This is a genomic window from Pseudomonas sp. R32 (assembly GCF_009866705.1).
Taxonomy (GTDB): Bacteria; Pseudomonadota; Gammaproteobacteria; order Pseudomonadales; family Pseudomonadaceae; genus Aquipseudomonas; species Aquipseudomonas donghuensis.
The window spans coordinates 3,021,208-3,037,675 of sequence record NZ_CP019396.1; the positions used below are offsets into that span (position 1 = coordinate 3,021,208).

General features: G+C 64.6%; 15 protein-coding genes and 2 pseudogenes. 15 read left to right on the top strand and 2 right to left on the bottom strand.

Annotation, left to right across the window (positions count from 1 at the left end; all coding sequences use genetic code 11):
* Nucleotides 1-141 precede the first annotated feature (141 nt).
* Both PspR32_RS14155 and PspR32_RS14160 read left to right on the top strand, forming a co-directional pair.
* Nucleotides 142-1,815, top strand: a pseudogene (locus tag PspR32_RS14155) (NfrA family protein); the annotation flags it as partial.
* On the top strand, nt 1,815-2,639 hold the full coding sequence (locus PspR32_RS14160; RefSeq protein WP_159388736.1) for a DUF4434 domain-containing protein: 825 nt from the start codon (nt 1,815-1,817) through the stop codon (nt 2,637-2,639). The pseudogene PspR32_RS14155 and the gene PspR32_RS14160, both read left to right, overlap by 1 nt.
* Here PspR32_RS14160 and paaX read toward each other — a convergent pair.
* Both paaX and PspR32_RS14170 read right to left on the bottom strand, forming a co-directional pair.
* Nucleotides 2,612-3,535, bottom strand: coding sequence for a phenylacetic acid degradation operon negative regulatory protein PaaX (paaX, locus tag PspR32_RS14165; RefSeq protein ID WP_010225269.1), 924 nt, complete (start codon nt 3,533-3,535; stop codon nt 2,612-2,614). The two genes, PspR32_RS14160 and paaX, sit on opposite strands and share 28 nt — an antisense overlap.
* Before the next feature lie 76 nt (nt 3,536-3,611).
* Nucleotides 3,612-4,208 carry a phenylacetic acid degradation protein PaaY gene (locus PspR32_RS14170; protein WP_010225268.1) on the bottom strand — a complete coding sequence of 199 codons (597 nt, stop codon included), beginning with the start codon at nt 4,206-4,208 and terminating at the stop codon, nt 3,612-3,614.
* A gap of 281 nt (nt 4,209-4,489) precedes the next feature.
* Between PspR32_RS14170 and paaF the strand changes: the two genes are divergently transcribed.
* The 13 genes and pseudogenes from paaF to PspR32_RS14235 form a co-directional block, all read left to right on the top strand.
* Nucleotides 4,490-5,260: a 2,3-dehydroadipyl-CoA hydratase PaaF gene (gene paaF, locus PspR32_RS14175; RefSeq protein ID WP_010225267.1), complete on the top strand. Its 771-nt coding sequence runs from the start codon at nt 4,490-4,492 to the stop codon at nt 5,258-5,260.
* A 44-nt stretch (nt 5,261-5,304) separates the two neighbouring features.
* A complete protein-coding gene (paaG, locus tag PspR32_RS14180) occupies nt 5,305-6,096 on the top strand; it encodes a 2-(1,2-epoxy-1,2-dihydrophenyl)acetyl-CoA isomerase PaaG (protein WP_159388737.1) in 792 nt (263 codons plus the stop codon).
* A 2-nt stretch (nt 6,097-6,098) separates the two neighbouring features.
* On the top strand, nt 6,099-7,616 hold the full coding sequence (gene paaH, locus PspR32_RS14185; protein ID WP_100783401.1) for a 3-hydroxyacyl-CoA dehydrogenase PaaH: 1,518 nt from the start codon (nt 6,099-6,101) through the stop codon (nt 7,614-7,616).
* Nucleotides 7,609-8,049, top strand: a complete 441-nt coding sequence (gene paaI, locus PspR32_RS14190) for a hydroxyphenylacetyl-CoA thioesterase PaaI (RefSeq protein WP_010225264.1) — start codon at nt 7,609-7,611, stop codon at nt 8,047-8,049. The genes paaH and paaI overlap by 8 nt, the downstream gene beginning before the upstream one ends.
* Entirely contained in the window at nt 8,046-9,257 is a 1,212-nt protein-coding gene (gene pcaF, locus PspR32_RS14195; protein ID WP_159388738.1) for a 3-oxoadipyl-CoA thiolase, read from the top strand. Before paaI ends, pcaF begins: the two co-directional genes overlap by 4 nt.
* A gap of 69 nt (nt 9,258-9,326) precedes the next feature.
* Nucleotides 9,327-10,637: a phenylacetate--CoA ligase PaaK gene (paaK, locus tag PspR32_RS14200; protein ID WP_010225260.1), complete on the top strand. Its 1,311-nt coding sequence runs from the start codon at nt 9,327-9,329 to the stop codon at nt 10,635-10,637.
* Between the two features lie 201 nt (nt 10,638-10,838).
* Nucleotides 10,839-11,828, top strand: coding sequence for a 1,2-phenylacetyl-CoA epoxidase subunit PaaA (gene paaA / locus PspR32_RS14205; RefSeq protein ID WP_010225258.1), 990 nt, complete (start codon nt 10,839-10,841; stop codon nt 11,826-11,828).
* 14 nt (nt 11,829-11,842) lie between these two features.
* On the top strand, nt 11,843-12,124 hold the full coding sequence (gene paaB, locus PspR32_RS14210; protein ID WP_010225256.1) for a 1,2-phenylacetyl-CoA epoxidase subunit PaaB: 282 nt from the start codon (nt 11,843-11,845) through the stop codon (nt 12,122-12,124).
* A 1-nt stretch (nt 12,125) separates the two neighbouring features.
* Nucleotides 12,126-12,881, top strand: a complete 756-nt coding sequence (gene paaC / locus PspR32_RS14215) for a 1,2-phenylacetyl-CoA epoxidase subunit PaaC (RefSeq protein WP_010225254.1) — start codon at nt 12,126-12,128, stop codon at nt 12,879-12,881.
* A complete protein-coding gene (paaD, locus tag PspR32_RS14220; RefSeq protein ID WP_010225252.1) occupies nt 12,868-13,401 on the top strand; it encodes a 1,2-phenylacetyl-CoA epoxidase subunit PaaD in 534 nt (177 codons plus the stop codon). Before paaC ends, paaD begins: the two co-directional genes overlap by 14 nt.
* Before the next feature lie 32 nt (nt 13,402-13,433).
* Complete coding sequence (gene paaE, locus PspR32_RS14225; RefSeq protein ID WP_010225250.1) at nt 13,434-14,510, top strand: 1,2-phenylacetyl-CoA epoxidase subunit PaaE; 1,077 nt, start codon at nt 13,434-13,436, stop codon at nt 14,508-14,510.
* A 77-nt stretch (nt 14,511-14,587) separates the two neighbouring features.
* Nucleotides 14,588-14,896, top strand: coding sequence for a DUF485 domain-containing protein (locus tag PspR32_RS14230; RefSeq protein ID WP_010225248.1), 309 nt, complete (start codon nt 14,588-14,590; stop codon nt 14,894-14,896).
* Nucleotides 14,893-16,455, top strand: a pseudogene (locus PspR32_RS14235) (cation acetate symporter); the annotation flags it as partial. The gene PspR32_RS14230 and the pseudogene PspR32_RS14235, both read left to right, overlap by 4 nt.
* Nucleotides 16,456-16,468: the final 13 nt, after the last annotated feature.

Sequence of the window (16,468 nt, forward strand, 5' to 3'; positions counted from 1 at the left end):
CGGCTCATGCTCGCGGCTCTCGACTTGCATCAGGACGATGCCGCGCTACCTAAGCGGGTCAGTCATCACTCGATCAACCAGCACCTGCGTGGGCCGATGCAACTGGCCACGGTCTTGCTGTGGTTTTACGCCGCCCCCGGCGTAGCCGATATCGGCCAGTGCGAGCGCCTGCGTCAGGCAACGCCCGCCAACCCCACCCAAGTCGACCAACTGCGCGCCCTGGGCCACTGCGCCATGCCCGAGCGCCCGGGTGAGGCGGTGGTCTACTACCAGGCCGCCGAAAGCCTGGGCGACAGCGGCAGCCGCCTGCCGCTGGCCTACGCCCTGGAAGCCTCGGGCGATTCCTACGCTGCGCAACCAATCTGGAAGCACCTGGCCGACAGCGAGTGGACCGACAACGCGCGCCTCACCGCCGCACGCAGTGCATTCAATGCCAACGATCCGTATCAGGCCGAAAAGTACTGGAACCAGGCGCCGCATGTAACGGCCGACGACTGGGCGCTGGGCGCGGCCATTGCCCGGCGCCAAAGCCAGATCGACGCCGCCATGAACTACCAGCGCGAGGCCCTCAAGCGCCAGCCGCGCCCCGACCACTACTACGCCGCCTCGGTGACCGCCGCGCAGAATGACGACCTGCGCCAGAGCACCGCCTGGCTGGCCGAAGCCGTACGCCTGGCGCCGGACCAGCCGCGCTACCGCGCCGACTACGGCATGCGCCTGTCAGGCTCGCAGGAGGAAGCGACCCGAGCCCGCTCGATTGCCCACCTTGAGCGCGCCACTCACGACTTCCCCGAGGACTACCGCCTCGGCGAAACCCTGGCCTGGCGCTACGCCGAAGTGGGGAACAGCGCCGCCGCGCGCAAAGAGCTGCGCCGGGTGCTGGATGTCGAGCAGGACCTGGTCGACGGCGATGACCAGTTCGGCAGCCTGCAAGCACGCAAGTACCGTCAGCGCCGCGACCATGAAGCGTTGTCGCGACGCGACCGCATCACCCTGGCCAGTACCTGGTCGCCGGGTGGCGTCTCGACCAACGACAACTTGCGTGACGAGCGCCAGAACCGCCGTGCCACCTCGCAAAACGTGCAGCTGGCGATGTGGGACCATGCCTTGGGCGAGGAACCGAGCCGCAATGGCAGCACCTTCTCGGTCTATGGCCGGGTGTTGTTTGGCGGCACGGGCCGCAACGACTACGCGCAAAGCATGGGCACCGGCGTCGGCCTGCGCTACAAGCCGTTCGGCACGGCCAACCTCAACCTCTACAGCGAGCTCTATCACCAGCGCCAGATCGACGATGCCCGTTACGGCGGCTTGAGCCTGGGCCAACTGATCAGCCCGAGCAAGGCTGGCGACAACTATGGCGACCTGCGCGGCCACGCCGCGTCGAGCAACGACCTGCTGCTGCGCGCCACCGCCTCGTTCCTCGACCAGGGCAAATGGCGCAACGACTGGCGCGCCGATGAAGACGACTGGGACGAGCGCTTCCTCTACCTCGATGGCGCCTGGTGGACCCGCGCCGGTGATCATCAATGGCTGTCGCGCTACCAGCGCGGACACACCTGGAAACTGCCCAGCACCTCGCCACAAACCCTGATGCCCTATGGCTTTCTTGAGCTCTCAAGCCAGGACCCGAGCAACGACTGGCGCCAGGACCTGCGCACCGGCCTGGGCTTGCGCTGGCAATGGTGGTTCGACGACGACCGCTACAACGCCTATCGCGGTTCGCTGAAAGTACGCGCCGAATACCAGCAAGCGCTGGGCGGTAATCTTTATGAACACGCCAATGGCGTGTTGCTGGGTGCGGAGTTGACCTTCTGATGCGCCGCTTGATCGCTGTGATGCTATTGGTGCTGAGCCTGCAGGCCAGCGCCGACGAACACCTGTTCTACCAACCGCTGAACCGCGACGCCCAGTTGAGCCAGGAACAATGGCGCTCGCGATGGAAGGCCAGCGCGGCCCAGGGCGGCAAAACCCTGATCGTGCAGTGGAGCGCCTACGGCGACAGCGACTTCGGTGGTGCCCGGGGCTGGCTGGCCAACAGCCTGCGCCTGGCCCACGAACAGGGGCTGCAACTGGTGCTGGGGCTGTACATGGACGCCGCCTATTACCAGCGCATCGACGCGCTGGACGGCGCCGGCCTTGCCGCCTACTGGAAGGCCCAACTGGGCAACGCCCTGGCCCAGCAGCGCAAGGTGCGCCAGGACTGGCAATTGCCGGTGGCAGGCTGGTACCTGCCAATGGAACTGGACGACCTGCACTTTCACAGTGCCGACCGCCGCCAAGCGCTGTACACCCAGTTGCAGGCGTTCAACCGCCGGCTGGATGCGCCGCTGCACATCAGCGCCTTCAGCACCGGGCGCCTGAGCCCGGCGGTCAATGCCCGCTGGCTGGAGCAACTGGCCAGCCTCAATGTGCAGGTCTGGTGGCACGACGGTGCCGGCAGCGGGCGCCTGGCGCCGCTGGTGCGCCAAAGCTACCTGGACGCCCTGCCCTGCAGCATCGGCATCGTCAATGAAGCCTTTCGCCAGCCCCGCGCAGCAGGCCAGCCCGTCAGGGCCGTGGCGGCGCAACCGCCGCTGCGCAGCGCTTGCCAGCCACGGGCGGTGTCAACAGATCAGGTCAAGCCGCCAAAGCGCTTGTAGAAGTTCTCGCCGACGTCCGGTAGCGGCCCGTCGGCGGTTTCCATGGCGCTTTCCAGCCATTGCTCGGCCGGGGCGACGATCAGCCGGTACAGGTTGCGGCACAATTGCCGGGCTGCGCGGCCTTCCCAGTCCCCCGGAAGCAGCTCGTCGGGGAGCTGCGGGTCACGCAGCAACAGCTTGCGGTACTCGTGAATCAACAGGATACGGGCCAGGAAGCAGTCCTGAGGGTCGAGCGTGGGTTGCTCGCGCAGGCTCTGCCAGAGCGGCCGAAACAACTGGATGAACTCGCTGTAATGGGCCGCCAGCTCCTCAAGGTTCCAGCTTTCGCGCACTTGCATGCGCAACGCCCGCGAGGCCAGTACATCCTGGGTGGTGGTCTCGAACAGGATGGTGTCTTCCTGCACGCCAAGCTCCAGCAAGGTGGCATTGACGTCGCCGCGGTCAAAACGCGGCGAGGCCAGTACCGTGGGTGCAATCGCGCCAAACCCCTGCCATTCGAGCTCTTCGCGCACCTGCTTGCGCTTGTCGGCAGGAAGCTGGGTCAGCATCGCCAGGCACCATGAGCCATCCCAGGCCGACAGGTTGGCGCTGTACACACGCTTGAAAGCCTTGTCGAAACGCCGCCGGCCGGTGCCGGTCAGGCTGTAATAGCTGCGCCTGCCAACCTTCTCTGCGGTCAGCCAGTTTTCTTTGCTCAGGCGAAAGATCGAGGTACGGATCAGCCGCTCGTTGATGCCCATGGGCTCGAGCAGCTGAATCAGGCTGCCCAACCACACGGTGCCACCATGGGGCTCGATGGCATCGCCATACAAGGTGATGATCAGCGAGCTGGCCCGTATGGGTGTCTGTTGCTGAAAACGGTTGATCAGCTGATTGAGCGGTGTCAGGGACGACATAGACGGTCCATCGAAAAAGTTGAAATATACCCCGCCGCCCAGCTCAAGACTACGCCGGCCCTGTTGCCCGAGGGTTTCAGGTGCTGCTGGCGGCCTTGGGGCGATGCTCGCTGTGGCTGATCCGTGGCCGGTCGGCTTCGACAGCCGACAACGGCGCGCACTCCACCAGGCTGCTGCAGCGCTGGCCGAGGAGTTGGTATTCGCGGGTGCCGGCTTGCTTCCAGGCCACTTCCTCATCGCTCAAGCGCCGGGTAACCCGGGCTGGCGAACCGACCACCAGCGATTGCTCGGCGCAGGTGAAGCGCGCCTTGACCAGGGCGCCAGCCGAGACGATCGAGCGCGCGCCGATGCGGGCGTAGTCCAGGACCACGGCATTGATACCGATCAGCGCATCAGCGCCCACCCGGCAGCCATGCAACACCGCGCCGTGACCGACATGGCCGTCGCGCTCGATCACCGTATCACTGTCGGGGAAACCATGCATGACACAGGTGTCCTGCAGGTTGGCGCCCTCCTCCAGCACGATCCTGCCGAAATCACCGCGCAAGCTGGCCAAAGGACCGATGTAGCACCGCGGGCCAACAATCACGTCGCCGATCAATACGGCGCTCGGGTGTACATAGGCACTGGGGTCGACCACCGGCGTGAGGCCGTCAAGGCTGTAGCAGGGCATGGCGAATCTCCTCGTAGCATTTAACCGCAATCACCTGACAGCAATAACATTTTATGTATCGTTTTACCATGTCACCATCAGTGCACCCCCTCCTATAATCCTCCGCTATTTATTGGATTCGGCGACACCACAGGCATAGAGCCACAAACAATTAGACACGCATTGTTATTTTTCGTGTTGTATTTTCGTATCGCTTCATGCCTATACTTTGACGAAACGGCTCCCGCCCGCCCAATAAAAATCCCGGCCTTGACGCCCGACCGCCCTGCGAGACCTTCGCCATGCCGCATACCCTTGCCGTGCACACCCACCAGGCGGTTTGCCTGATCACCCTGCAGCGCCCACAAGCACTCAATGCATTGACCAGTGAACTGCTGGCCGAGCTCGCCGAGCAACTGCAGCGCTGCGCCAGCGACGACAGCATTGGCGCCGTGGTCCTGACCGGCAGCCGCAAGGCCTTTGCCGCAGGCGCCGACCTCAATGAAATGGCCGGACGCGACCTGGTGGGCATGCTCAACGATCCGCGTCAGGTGCACTGGCAAACCATTACCCAGTTCGCCAAGCCCCTGATTGCTGCCGTCAATGGCTACGCCCTGGGCGCCGGCTGCGAACTGGCGATGCACGCCGACATCCTGATTGCTGGCGAGGACGCCCAGTTCGGCCAGCCGGAAATCAACCTCGGCATCATGCCCGGGGCCGGTGGCACCCAGCGCCTGCTGCGGGCGGTGGGCAAGTCGCTGGCCATGCAGATGGTCCTCAGCGGTGAGCCGATCAGTGCCAGGCGCGCCCTCGAGGCCGGCCTGGTCAGCGAAATCACCCCGCCGGAGCTGACGGTCGAGCGCGCCTTGCAGATTGCCCAGCGCATTGCCAGCAAAGCACCGCTGGCCCTGCGCCTGGCCAAGGAGGCGCTGCTCAAGGCCCAGGACCTGGACCTGGCCAGCGGCCTGCGCTTTGAACGCCACGCTTTCACCCTGCTGGCCGGCACCGCCGACCGCAACGAGGGCATCCGTGCCTTCCAGGAAAAACGCCGCGCCAGCTTCTGCGGCAAATAAGCCCCACCACCCCCTCGATTGACCTGAAACCAAAGGCAGATACCATGAGTTTCGAGCACATCCTGTTTTCCATCGATGCAGGCGTCGCCCTGCTCAGCCTCAATCGTCCCGAGCAACTGAACAGCTTCAACGGCCACATGCATGAAGAGGTTCAGGAGGCGCTGCGCCTGGTACGCCGCAGCGATGACGTACGGGTCCTGTTGCTGACCGCCGAAGGCCGCGGCTTTTGCGCAGGCCAGGACCTGGCCGACCGCAATGTCGTCCCCGGCGCCGAGGCACCCGACCTGGGCGAATCCATCGAGCGCTACTACAACCCGCTGGTTCACACCCTGCGCGACCTGCCGATCCCGGTCATCTGTGCCGTCAACGGCGTCGCCGCCGGTGCTGGCGCGAACATACCGCTGGCCTGCGACCTGGTGCTGGCTGCTCGCTCGGCCAGCTTTATCCAGGCGTTCTGCAAGATCGGCCTGATCCCCGATTCGGGCGGCACCTACGCCTTGCCACGGCTGGTCGGCATGGCCCGGGCCAAAGCCCTGGCCATGCTCGGCGAACGGCTGAGCGCCGAACAAGCCGAGCAATGGGGCTTGATCTACCGCTGCGTCGAGGATGCTGAACTGCGCGACGAGGCCATCAAGCTGGCCCGCCACCTGGCCACCCAGCCCACCTACGGCCTGGGCCTGATCAAGCGCAGCCTGCATGCAAGCCTGGACAACAGCTTCGAACAGCAACTGACCCTGGAGCGCGACCTGCAACGCCTGGCCGGGCGCAGCGAGGACTATCGCGAAGGCGTGAGTGCCTTCATGGCCAAGCGTACTGCTCAGTTCAAAGGGCGTTGAGCATGACTGCCCTCAGTCACAACGTCATGGTCGCGGTGATCGGCGCCGGGGCCATGGGCGCCGGTATCGCCCAGGTGGCGGCCCAGGCCGGGCACCGGGTGCAGCTGTACGACAGCCGCCCCGGCGCCGCCGCCCAGGCCATTGCAGCCATAGACCAGCACCTGGGCAAACGCGTGGCCAACGGCAAGCTCGCCGCCAGCGCCCGGGCCGAATGCCTGGCTCGCCTGCGGCCCGCCGCGCAGCTGGACGAGCTGGCCGACGCGGGCCTGGTGATCGAGGCCATCGTCGAAAAGCTTGAGGTCAAACGTGAGTTGCTAGGCCAATTGGAGTCGCTGTGCCGCAGCGACTGCATCCTGGCCAGCAACACCTCGTCAATCTCGATCACGCAACTGGCTGCCGGCCTTGCGCACCCGCAACGGCTGGTGGGCATGCACTTTTTCAATCCGGCACCGGTCATGGCCCTGGTCGAAGTGGTCAGCGGGCTGGCCACCGCCAGCCAGATCGCCGAGTGCATCAAGGACACCGCCCTGGCCTGGGGCAAGCAGCCGGTGCTGGCGCGCTCCACCCCAGGCTTTATCGTCAACCGGGTCGCGCGCCCGTTCTACGCCGAAAGCCTGCGCCTGCTCCAGGAGCAAGTGAGCGATTGCGCCAGCCTCGATGCCTTGCTGCGCGAAGCTGGCGGCTTTGCCATGGGCGCCTTCGAACTGACCGACCTGATCGGCCACGACGTCAACTACGCCGTGACCTGTTCGGTATTCGACGCCTACTACCAGGACCGGCGGTTTACGCCGTCGCTGGTACAAAAGGCGCTGGTCGACGCCGGGTACCTGGGGCGCAAGAGCGGCCGGGGCTTCTATGACTATCACCAACACGCACTGCGCCCACAACCGCTGAGCCTGGAAAGCCAGGCCGTGCCCGACACCCTGTTCGTCGAAGGCGAGCCTGGCTTGCTCGCGCCCCTGCTTGAGCGCCTGGCCAGCGCAGGCCTGGTGCTCAGCCACCGCCCCGGCAACGGCCTGTTGCGCATTGGCCAGGCGACACTGGCCCTGAGCGATGGCCGCCTGGCCAGCCAGCGGGCCAGGGATGAGGGCCTGAGCAACCTGGTCCTGCTCGATCTGGCACTCGACTACGCCAGCGCCAGGCGCCTGGGCATCAGCTGGGCAGCCGACACCTCGCCCGCCGCCATCGACCAGGTGGTGGCCCTGCTCAATGCCGCCGGCATTGCGCTAACCGCTCTGCGCGACAGTCCGGCCCTGTGCGTGCTGCGCACCGTGGTCTGCCTGGCCAACGAAGGCGCCGACGCCCTGTTGCACGGGGTGGCTTCGGCCGCGGATATCGACCTGGCGATGTGCGCCGGGGTCAATTACCCCTGCGGCCCACTGGCCTGGGCCGACGCCCTGGGCATCGACTACACGGTGCAGGTGCTGAGCAACCTGCAGGCCGCCTACGGTGAAGAACGCTACCGCCCCTCCCTGCACTTGCGTCGGCTGCTGGCCGAAGGAGCCTGCTTTCATGAATGAACGATTGGACCTCGCCAGCCGTTGCGCCCAGGCGCTGTTCGAACGCGACCCGGCCAGCCAGGGCATGGGCATGCGCCTGCTGGCCGCCGGCCCCGGCAGCGCCCGGGTCGGCATGAGCGTGCGCAAGGACATGCTCCAGGGCCATGGCACCTGCCACGGCGGCTACCTGTTTGCCCTGGCCGACTCAGCCTTTGCCTTTGCCTGCAATAGCCACAACGAAGCCACCGTCGCCCTGGGCTGCAGTATCGACTACGTCGCCCCGGCGCACCTGGACGATACCCTCACCGCCACCTGCAGCGAGCAAAGCCGCAGCGGGCGTACCGGCAACTACGCCGTACGCATCGAGAACCAGCAGGGCCAGTTGATCGCCCTGTTTCACGGCAAGTCCTACAAAGTACGCGGCACTGTGTTGCCCGAGGAGCCCCAGGCATGACCGACGCCCTGATCATTGACGCCTTGCGCACCCCAATCGGCCGCTACGCTGGCGCCCTGAGCAGCCTGCGTGCAGACGACCTCGGCGCCCTGCCCCTGCGCGCCCTGTGCCAACGCCACCCGCAGGTCGACTGGAGCGCCGTCGACGATGTGATCTATGGCTGCGCCAACCAGGCCGGCGAAGACAACCGCAACGTCGCACGCATGTCGGCGCTACTGGCCGGCCTGCCGCCCAGCGTGCCCGGCACCACCGTCAACCGCCTGTGCGGTTCGGGGCTGGATGCAATCGGTAGCGGCGCCCGCGCCATCCGCTGCGGTGAGGCCGGGCTGCTGCTGGTGGGGGGCGTCGAGTCGATGTCGCGGGCGCCGCTGGTCATGGCCAAGGCCGAACAGGCGTTTTCCCGCCAGGCTGAACTGCATGACACCACCCTGGGCTGGCGCTTCGTCAACCCGCTGATGCAACAGCAGTACGGTATCGATTCCATGCCGGAAACGGCCGAGAACGTCGCCGCGCAGTTCAACATTTCCCGGGCCGATCAGGATGCCTTTGCCCTGCGCAGCCAACAGCGCGCCGCGGCGGCCCAGGCCAGCGGACGCCTGGCCAGGGAGATCGTGCCGGTGACCATCGCCCAGCGCAAAGGGCCGGCACACGTGGTCGTGCATGATGAACACCCCCGCGCAGAAACAACCCTCGCGCAATTACAGAAACTGCCTACGCCCTTTCGGGACAACGGCACGGTGACAGCCGGTAATGCTTCAGGCCTGAATGACGGGGCTTGCGCCCTGCTGCTGGCCAGCCGCGAACAGGCCGAGCGCTTTGCTCTCAAAGCCCGCGGACGGGTGCTGGCGATGGCCACGACCGGGGTCGAACCACGGATCATGGGCATCGGCCCGGTGCCGGCGACACGCAAGGCGTTGGCCCTCGCCGGGTTGAGCCTGGCCGACATGGAGGTGATCGAGCTCAACGAAGCGTTCGCCGCCCAGGGCCTGGCAGTACTGCGCGAGCTGGGGCTTGCCGACGACGACCCGCGGGTCAACCCCAACGGCGGCGCCATTGCCCTGGGGCATCCGCTGGGCATGAGCGGTGCCCGCCTGGTGACCACGGCGCTGCATGAACTGGAGCAACGCCAGGCGCGTTATGCCCTGTGCACCATGTGCATCGGCGTCGGCCAGGGCATTGCCTTGATTATCGAGCGCCTGGAGGACTGAAGCCGTACCCTAGCTCCACACTCAAGCCGCGTGCAGACGGCAACAAACAACAACAATTAGAGTGAAACCATGAACATGCAGATCCCCAATGCCCCCGTGCTCGACCCGCTGGAAACCGCCAGTATCGACGAACTGCGCCAGCATCAACTGCAACGCCTGCGCTGGAGCCTGAGCCATGCCTACCAGAACGTGCCCATGTACCGGCAACGTTTCGATGAGCTGGGCGTGCACCCTGATGACATCCGCTCGCTCGACGACCTGGCGCGCTTTCCCTTTACCTGTAAAGCCGACCTGCGCGACAACTACCCCTATGGCCTGTTTGCCGTACCGCTGCACGATGTGGTGCGCCTGCATGCCTCAAGCGGCACTACTGGCAAGCCGACCGTGGTCGGCTATACCCAGAACGACATCAACACCTGGGCCAATGTCGTCGCCCGCTCGATTCGCGCCGCCGGCGGGCGGCGTGGCGACAAGGTCCATGTTGCCTACGGATACGGCCTGTTTACCGGCGGGCTGGGCGCGCACTATGGCGCCGAGCGCCTGGGTTGCACGGTGATCCCCATGTCCGGCGGCCAGACTGAAAAACAGGTGCAGCTGATCCGCGACTTCCAGCCCGACATCATCATGGTCACCCCCTCGTACATGCTCAACCTGGCCGACGAGATCGAACGCCAGGGCATCGACCCGCATTCGCTGGCCCTGCGCCTGGGGATTTTTGGCGCCGAACCCTGGACCCCGGAACTGCGCAGCGCCCTGGAGGCACGCCTGGGTATTGAAGCCCTGGATATTTACGGGCTGTCGGAGATCATGGGCCCCGGGGTGGCCATGGAGTGCGCCGAAAGCAAGGATGGCCCGACCGTCTGGGAGGACCACTTCTACCCCGAGATCATTGATCCGGTGAGCGGCGCGGTACTCCCCGACGGCGAGCTGGGCGAGCTGGTGTTCACCTCGCTGAGCAAGGAAGCCCTGCCGATGATCCGCTATCGCACCCGCGACCTGACTCGCCTGCTGCCAGGCACGGCGCGGCCGATGCGGCGCATCGACAAGATTACCGGCCGCAGTGACGACATGCTGATCATTCGCGGGGTGAACGTGTTCCCGACGCAGGTCGAGGAACAGCTGCTTAAAATCAAACAGTTTTCAGAAGTCTACGAAATACATCTGTATCGTAATGGAAATCTGGACAGCGTCGACGTGCATGTCGAACTGAAAAGCGAACACCAACACCTGGACCCGGCCCGGCAGCAGGACCTGTGCAGCGAGCTGAGCCGGCATATCAAGACGCATATCGGTATCAGCTCGCGAGTGGTACTGCAGCCCGCCTATTCGATCAAACGCTCGGAAGGCAAGGCCTGTCACGTCTTCGACAAGCGCAAGTAATACAGCCGCGGGCCGCCTCGCGGCCCATTGCCCGCAACCTCTTCGCAGGTCACGCCCCGCGCTGTCGGGGCTTTTTCATGCCCGAATAAAGCGATACACAAGACGAACTCGATACACATTTTTATGTTTGATATTTTGCCCTGTATCACATATAACTGTCTTCAGCCTCAAAGCCCCCTTCATAAAAGGCTGGAGAACACCATGTACGCACAACTGGTAGAAACCGGCGTCAAGCGCCTCAAGAGCCTGGATGAGATGTCCGCGCAAGAGCGCGCGTTCCAGCAACGGATCGATGACGAAATTAAGATCGAAGCCAAGAACTGGATGCCCGACGCCTACCGCCAGACCCTGATCCGGCAGATCTCGCAACACGCCCACTCGGAAATCGTCGGCATGCTGCCGGAGGGCAACTGGGTAACCCGCGCCCCGACCCTCAAGCGCAAGCTGCAACTGATGGCCAAGATCCAGGACGAAGCCGGCCACGGCCTGTACCTGTACAGCGCCATGGAAACCCTGGGCGCCGACCGCGACAGCGAAATCGCCAAGCTGCACAACGGCAAGGCCAAGTACTCGAGCATCTTCAACTACCCGACCCTGAGCTGGGCTGACATGGGCGTGGTGGGCTGGCTGGTGGACGGCGCCGCCATCGTCAACCAGGTGGTGCTGCAGCGCACCAGCTACGGCCCTTACTCGCGGGCGATGATTCGCATCTGCAAGGAAGAGAGCTTCCACCAGCGCCAGGGCTACGAAATGCTCCTGACCATGATGCGCCACGGCACCCAGGTACAGAAGGACATGGTCCAGGACGCCATCAACCGGCTCTGGTGGCCGGCGCTGATGATGTTCGGCCCCAGCGACGAGCACTCGCCCAACAGCGCCCAGTCCATGGCCTGGAAGATCAAGCGCCAGAGCAACGACGAACTGCGCCAGCGCTTCATCGACCAGACCATCCCGCAGCTCGAACTGCTCGGCTGCAGCGTCCCGGACCCGGCCCTGAAGTGGAACGCCGAGCGCGGCCATTACGACTTCGGCGAAATCCAGTGGGACGAGTTCTACGAAGTGCTCAAGGGCAACGGCCCGTGCAACCAGGAACGCGTCGCCACCCGACGCCAGGCCATCGAGGATGGCGCCTGGGTCCGCGCCGCCGCCGTCGCCCATGCCCGCAAAAAACACAACAAGATTGCCGCCTGACCGGAGAGCCCGCCATGTCCGAATGGACCCTGTTTGAAGTATTCGTGCGCAGCAAGCACGGCCTGAACCACAAGCATGTCGGTAGCGTCCACGCCGCCGACGCCACCATGGCGATCGAGAACGCCCGCGAGTTGTACACCCGCCGCAACGAAGGGGTCAGCCTGTGGGTGGTGCCCTCGGCGCTGATCATTGCTTCCTCGCCCGACGAGAAAGAGCCGCTGTTCGATCCGTCGCAGGACAAGGTCTACCGCCACGCCAGCTTCTATGAGCTGCCGGCCGAAGTGGGGCATATGTAACATGACCCAGGACCTGATCCCCTACCTGTTGCGCCTGGGCGACAGTGCCATGATCCAGGGCCAGCGCCTGTGTGAATGGTGTGGCCATGCGCCGGCGCTGGAAGAAGAACTGGCGCTGATGAACGTCGGCCTCGACCTGGTCGGCCAGGCCCGCAATTGGCTGGACTACGCGGCCGAAATGAGCAACGACGGCCGCGACGCCGATCATCTGGTGTTTCGTCGCGATCAGCGCGACTACCGCAACCTGCTGCTGGTCGAGCAGCCCAACGGCGATTTCGCCGTGACCATGCTCAAGCAGTTTCTCTACGACGCCTGGCACTTCCAGGTGCTTGAGCAACTGAGCCAGTCGCTCGACCCGCGCATCCAGGGCATAGCCGCCAAGGCGTTGAAAGAGGTCACCTACCATTTGCGCCGCTCGGGCGAGTGGATCGAACGCCTGGGCGATGGCACCGAAGAAAGCCACCAGCGCATGCTGGCAGCCATCCCTCAGGTGTGGCGCTTTACCGTTGAGCTGGTCAACAGCGACGCGCTCGAACAACGCCTGTTCGAGGCCGGCATCATCGGTGATCCGCAGGCCATCGCCGCCGCCTGGCAGCAGCAGGTGGCCAGCACGTTCGCCAGCGCCACCCTGCCCGTCCCGGCCGCCGCCAGCCCCTTCTACCTGGACAGCCGCCGCGGCATCCACAGCGAGCACCTGGGCCTGTTGCTGGCCGAAATGCAGTTCCTGCCACGAGCCTACCCCGATGCAACCTGGTGAACTGATTGCCAGCGATGGCGGCGCCCGGGCGGCGCGCGGCGACGACCTGAGCCGGGCCTGGGCGGTACTGGCCCAGGTCATGGACCCGGAAGTGCCGGTGGTCAGCGTGGTGGAGCTTGGGATCGTTCGCGAGCTGAGCTGGCAAACCGGCCACCTGCAGGTGGTGGTCACCCCAACCTACTCCGGCTGCCCGGCCACCGAGGTGATCGAGCAGGACATCTGCCAGGCCCTGGAGGACGCAGGCTTTGTCACGCCACGGCTCAAGCGCCAATTGCACCCGGCCTGGACCACCGACTGGATCAGCGCCAGCGGCCGGGAGCGCCTGCAGGCCTACGGCATCGCGGCGCCCCAGGGCAGTGCCAGCAAACGCAGCCTGCTGGGTGACAGCCCGCTGATCAGTTGCCCGCAATGCGGCAGCAGCCATACCGAATTGCTCAGCCAGTTCGGCTCGACCGCCTGCAAGGCGTTGTATCGCTGCTGCGACTGCCGTGAACCTTTCGACTATTTCAAATGCATCTGAGCGCACATTGCTGCGCCTGATGGAGAACGACCATGAGCCAGTTCCATAGCCTGACCGTCAAGCAAGTGCGCAATGAAACCCGTGATGCGGTGTCGATCCTGTTCGACGTACCGGATGACCTGCGCGAACAGTTTCACTTCGTCCAGGGCCAGTACCTGGTCATGCGTACCCACCTGGACAACGAAGAAGTACGCCGCTCCTATTCGATTTGCACCGGGGTCAATGATGGCGAGTTGCGGGTGGCGGTCAAACGCGTCGCCGGCGGGCGCTTCTCGGCCTTTGCCAACGATGTGCTGGCGGCGGGCGACGTACTGGAGGTCATGCCGCCGGCCGGCAGCTTCAATGTCCAGCTCGACCCCGCGCGCCAGGGCAACTACCTGGCCGTGGCGGCCGGCAGCGGTATCACGCCGATCCTGTCGATCATCAAGACCACCCTGGAGCACGAACCGCACAGCCGCTTCACCCTGCTCTACGGCAACCGCGCCAGCACCTCGGCACTGTTTCGCGAGCAGCTTGAAGACCTGAAGAACCGCTACCTGCAACGCCTGAACCTGATCTTCGTGTTCAGCCGCGAGCAACAGGACATCGATCTGTACAACGGTCGTATCGATGCCGACAAATGCAACCTGTTGTTCAGCCGCTGGCTGGATGCGCCGCGCCTGGATGCCGCGTTCATCTGCGGGCCGCAGAGCATGACCGAGATGGTGCGCGACAGCCTCAAGGCCAATGGCCTGGCAGCTGAACGGATTCATTTCGAGTTGTTCGCTGCCGCTGGCAATGAGCAACGCCGCCAGCAGCGCGAAGCGGCACGGGTCGAGAACCCGCAGAGCAGCCAGATCACCGTGATCAGCGACGGCCGCGCGCTGGCCTTCGACCTGCCGCGCAACACCCTGAGCGTGCTGGATGCCGGCAATGCCATCGGCGCCGAGCTGCCCTACTCGTGCAAGGCCGGGGTGTGCTCGACCTGCAAGTGCAAGGTCATCGAAGGCGAAGTGGAAATGGACAGCAACCACGCCCTTGAAGACTACGAAGTGGCCGCCGGCTATGTGCTGTCGTGCCAGAGCTATCCACTCAGCGCCAAGGTGGTGCTGGACTTCGACCAACTCTAAGCCCAAGGAGCAGAAGACGACTTTCCCTGTGGTACCTCGCGTGTCCTGACAACAACCAAAATAACAAGAGTACGGCCATGACCCCCAACGACATCGAAAGCATCAGCCAGCACCCTGACTTCCAGCAACTGGTCAAACGAAAACGGCGTCTGAACGGGGTCCTGACCCTGATCATGCTGTGCATCTATTACGGCTTCGTCCTGCTGGTGGCGTTCTCCCCCGAGACCCTTGGCCAGTCATTGAGCGGTGGGGTCACCACGGTCGGCATGCTGGTCGGGGTGCTGATCGTGCTGGCCTCGTTTGCCCTTACCGGGATCTACGTGCATCGCGCCAACAATGTGCTCGACCCCTTGAACGACAAGGTCAAGCGGGAGTGTGCACAATGAACTGGACCGCGATCGCAATGTTCCTGCTGTTTGTACTGTTCACCCTTGGCATTACCCGCTGGGCGGCACTGCGCACCCGTTCGGCGAGTGACTTCTATACCGCCGGTGGTGGCTTGAGCGGTTTTCAGAATGGCCTGGCCATTGCCGGCGACATGATCAGCGCCGCCTCCTTCCTCGGCATCTCGGCGATGATGTTCCTCAATGGCTACGATGGCCTGCTGTATGCCCTGGGGGTGCTGGCCGGCTGGCCGATCATCCTGTTCCTGATTGCCGAGCGCCTGCGCAACCTGGGTAAATACACCTTCGCCGACGTGGTGTCCTACCGCCTGGCGCAGACGCCGGTGCGCCTGACCTCGGCCTTCGGCACCCTGACCGTGGCGCTGATGTACCTGGTGGCGCAGATGGTCGGTGCCGGCAAGCTGATCGAACTGCTGTTCGGCATCAGCTATTTCAATGCGGTGCTGCTGGTCGGTGTGCTGATGGTCTTCTATGTGACCTTCGGCGGCATGCTGGCGACCACCTGGGTGCAGATCATCAAGGCCGTCCTGCTGCTCTCGGGCACCAGCTTCATGGCCTTCATGGTGCTCAAGCATTTCGGCTTCAGCACCGAGGCGATGTTTGCCGGCGCGGCGGCGGTGCACGCCAAAGGCACGGCGATCATGGCCCCCGGTGGCTTGCTGTCCAACCCGATAGACGCCATATCCCTGGGCCTGGGGATGATGTTCGGCACGGCGGGGCTGCCGCATATCCTCATGCGTTTCTTTACCGTCAGTGACGCCAAGGAAGCGCGCAAGAGCGTGTTCTATGCCACTGGTTTCATTGGCTACTTCTACCTGTTGCTGATCGTGGTCGGCTTTGGCGCCATTGTCATGGTCGGCACCGAGCCGGCCTACCGCGATGCCAGCGGCGCAATCATCGGCGGCGGCAACATGATCGCGGTGCACCTGGCCCAGGCGGTGGGCGGCAACCTGTTCCTCGGTTTCATTTCGGCGGTGGCCTTCGCCACGATCCTGGCCGTGGTCGCCGGCCTGGCGCTGTCCGGCGCCTCGGCGGTGTCCCATGACCTGTATGCCTGCGTGATCCGCAAGGGCCAGGCCAGCGAGAAGGAAGAGATGCGCGTCTCGCGCCTTGCCACCTTAGGGATTGGCGTGCTGGCGATCATTCTCGGCCTGATGTTCGAGTCGCAAAATATTGCCTTCCTCTCCGGCCTGGTGCTGGCCATCGCCGCCTCGGTCAACTTCCCGGTGCTGTTCCTGTCGATGTTCTGGAAAGGCCTGACCACGCGCGGCGCGGTGGTCGGCAGCATGAGCGGGTTGATCTCGGCGATCGTCCTGCTGGTGCTCAGCCCGGCGGTGTGGGTCAACGTCCTGCATCACCAGCAGGCGCTGTTCCCCTACAGCAACCCGGCGTTGTTCTCGATGAGCCTGGCCTTCTTCGGCGCCTGGCTGTTCTCGGTCACCGACACCTCGGCGCGGGCCACCGAGGAACGTGGCCGTTATCTCGCGCAGTTCATTCGATCCATGACCGGGATCGGCGCCGCCGGCGCCAGCAAGCACTGACACCAACAACAAA

Excerpts from the sequence above, each read along its gene's own strand:
- paaG (WP_159388737.1), top strand. The coding sequence starts at position 5,305 with ATGAGTTTCGAGCACATCCTGTTTTCCATCGATGCAGGCGTCGCCCTG.
- pcaF (WP_159388738.1), top strand. The coding sequence starts at position 8,046 with ATGACCGACGCCCTGATCATTGACGCCTTGCGCACCCCAATCGGCCGC.
- paaD (WP_010225252.1), top strand. The coding sequence starts at position 12,868 with ATGCAACCTGGTGAACTGATTGCCAGCGATGGCGGCGCCCGGGCGGCG.
- paaE (WP_010225250.1), top strand. The coding sequence starts at position 13,434 with ATGAGCCAGTTCCATAGCCTGACCGTCAAGCAAGTGCGCAATGAAACC.
- PspR32_RS14230 (WP_010225248.1), top strand. The coding sequence starts at position 14,588 with ATGACCCCCAACGACATCGAAAGCATCAGCCAGCACCCTGACTTCCAG.
- paaX (WP_010225269.1), bottom strand. The coding sequence starts at position 3,535 with ATGTCGTCCCTGACACCGCTCAATCAGCTGATCAACCGTTTTCAGCAA.
- PspR32_RS14160 (WP_159388736.1), top strand. The coding sequence starts at position 1,815 with ATGCGCCGCTTGATCGCTGTGATGCTATTGGTGCTGAGCCTGCAGGCC.
- paaK (WP_010225260.1), top strand. The coding sequence starts at position 9,327 with ATGAACATGCAGATCCCCAATGCCCCCGTGCTCGACCCGCTGGAAACC.
- paaF (WP_010225267.1), top strand. The coding sequence starts at position 4,490 with ATGCCGCATACCCTTGCCGTGCACACCCACCAGGCGGTTTGCCTGATC.
- paaI (WP_010225264.1), top strand. The coding sequence starts at position 7,609 with ATGAATGAACGATTGGACCTCGCCAGCCGTTGCGCCCAGGCGCTGTTC.
- paaB (WP_010225256.1), top strand. The coding sequence starts at position 11,843 with ATGTCCGAATGGACCCTGTTTGAAGTATTCGTGCGCAGCAAGCACGGC.
- paaH (WP_100783401.1), top strand. The coding sequence starts at position 6,099 with ATGACTGCCCTCAGTCACAACGTCATGGTCGCGGTGATCGGCGCCGGG.
- paaA (WP_010225258.1), top strand. The coding sequence starts at position 10,839 with ATGTACGCACAACTGGTAGAAACCGGCGTCAAGCGCCTCAAGAGCCTG.
- PspR32_RS14170 (WP_010225268.1), bottom strand. The coding sequence starts at position 4,208 with ATGCCCTGCTACAGCCTTGACGGCCTCACGCCGGTGGTCGACCCCAGT.
- paaC (WP_010225254.1), top strand. The coding sequence starts at position 12,126 with ATGACCCAGGACCTGATCCCCTACCTGTTGCGCCTGGGCGACAGTGCC.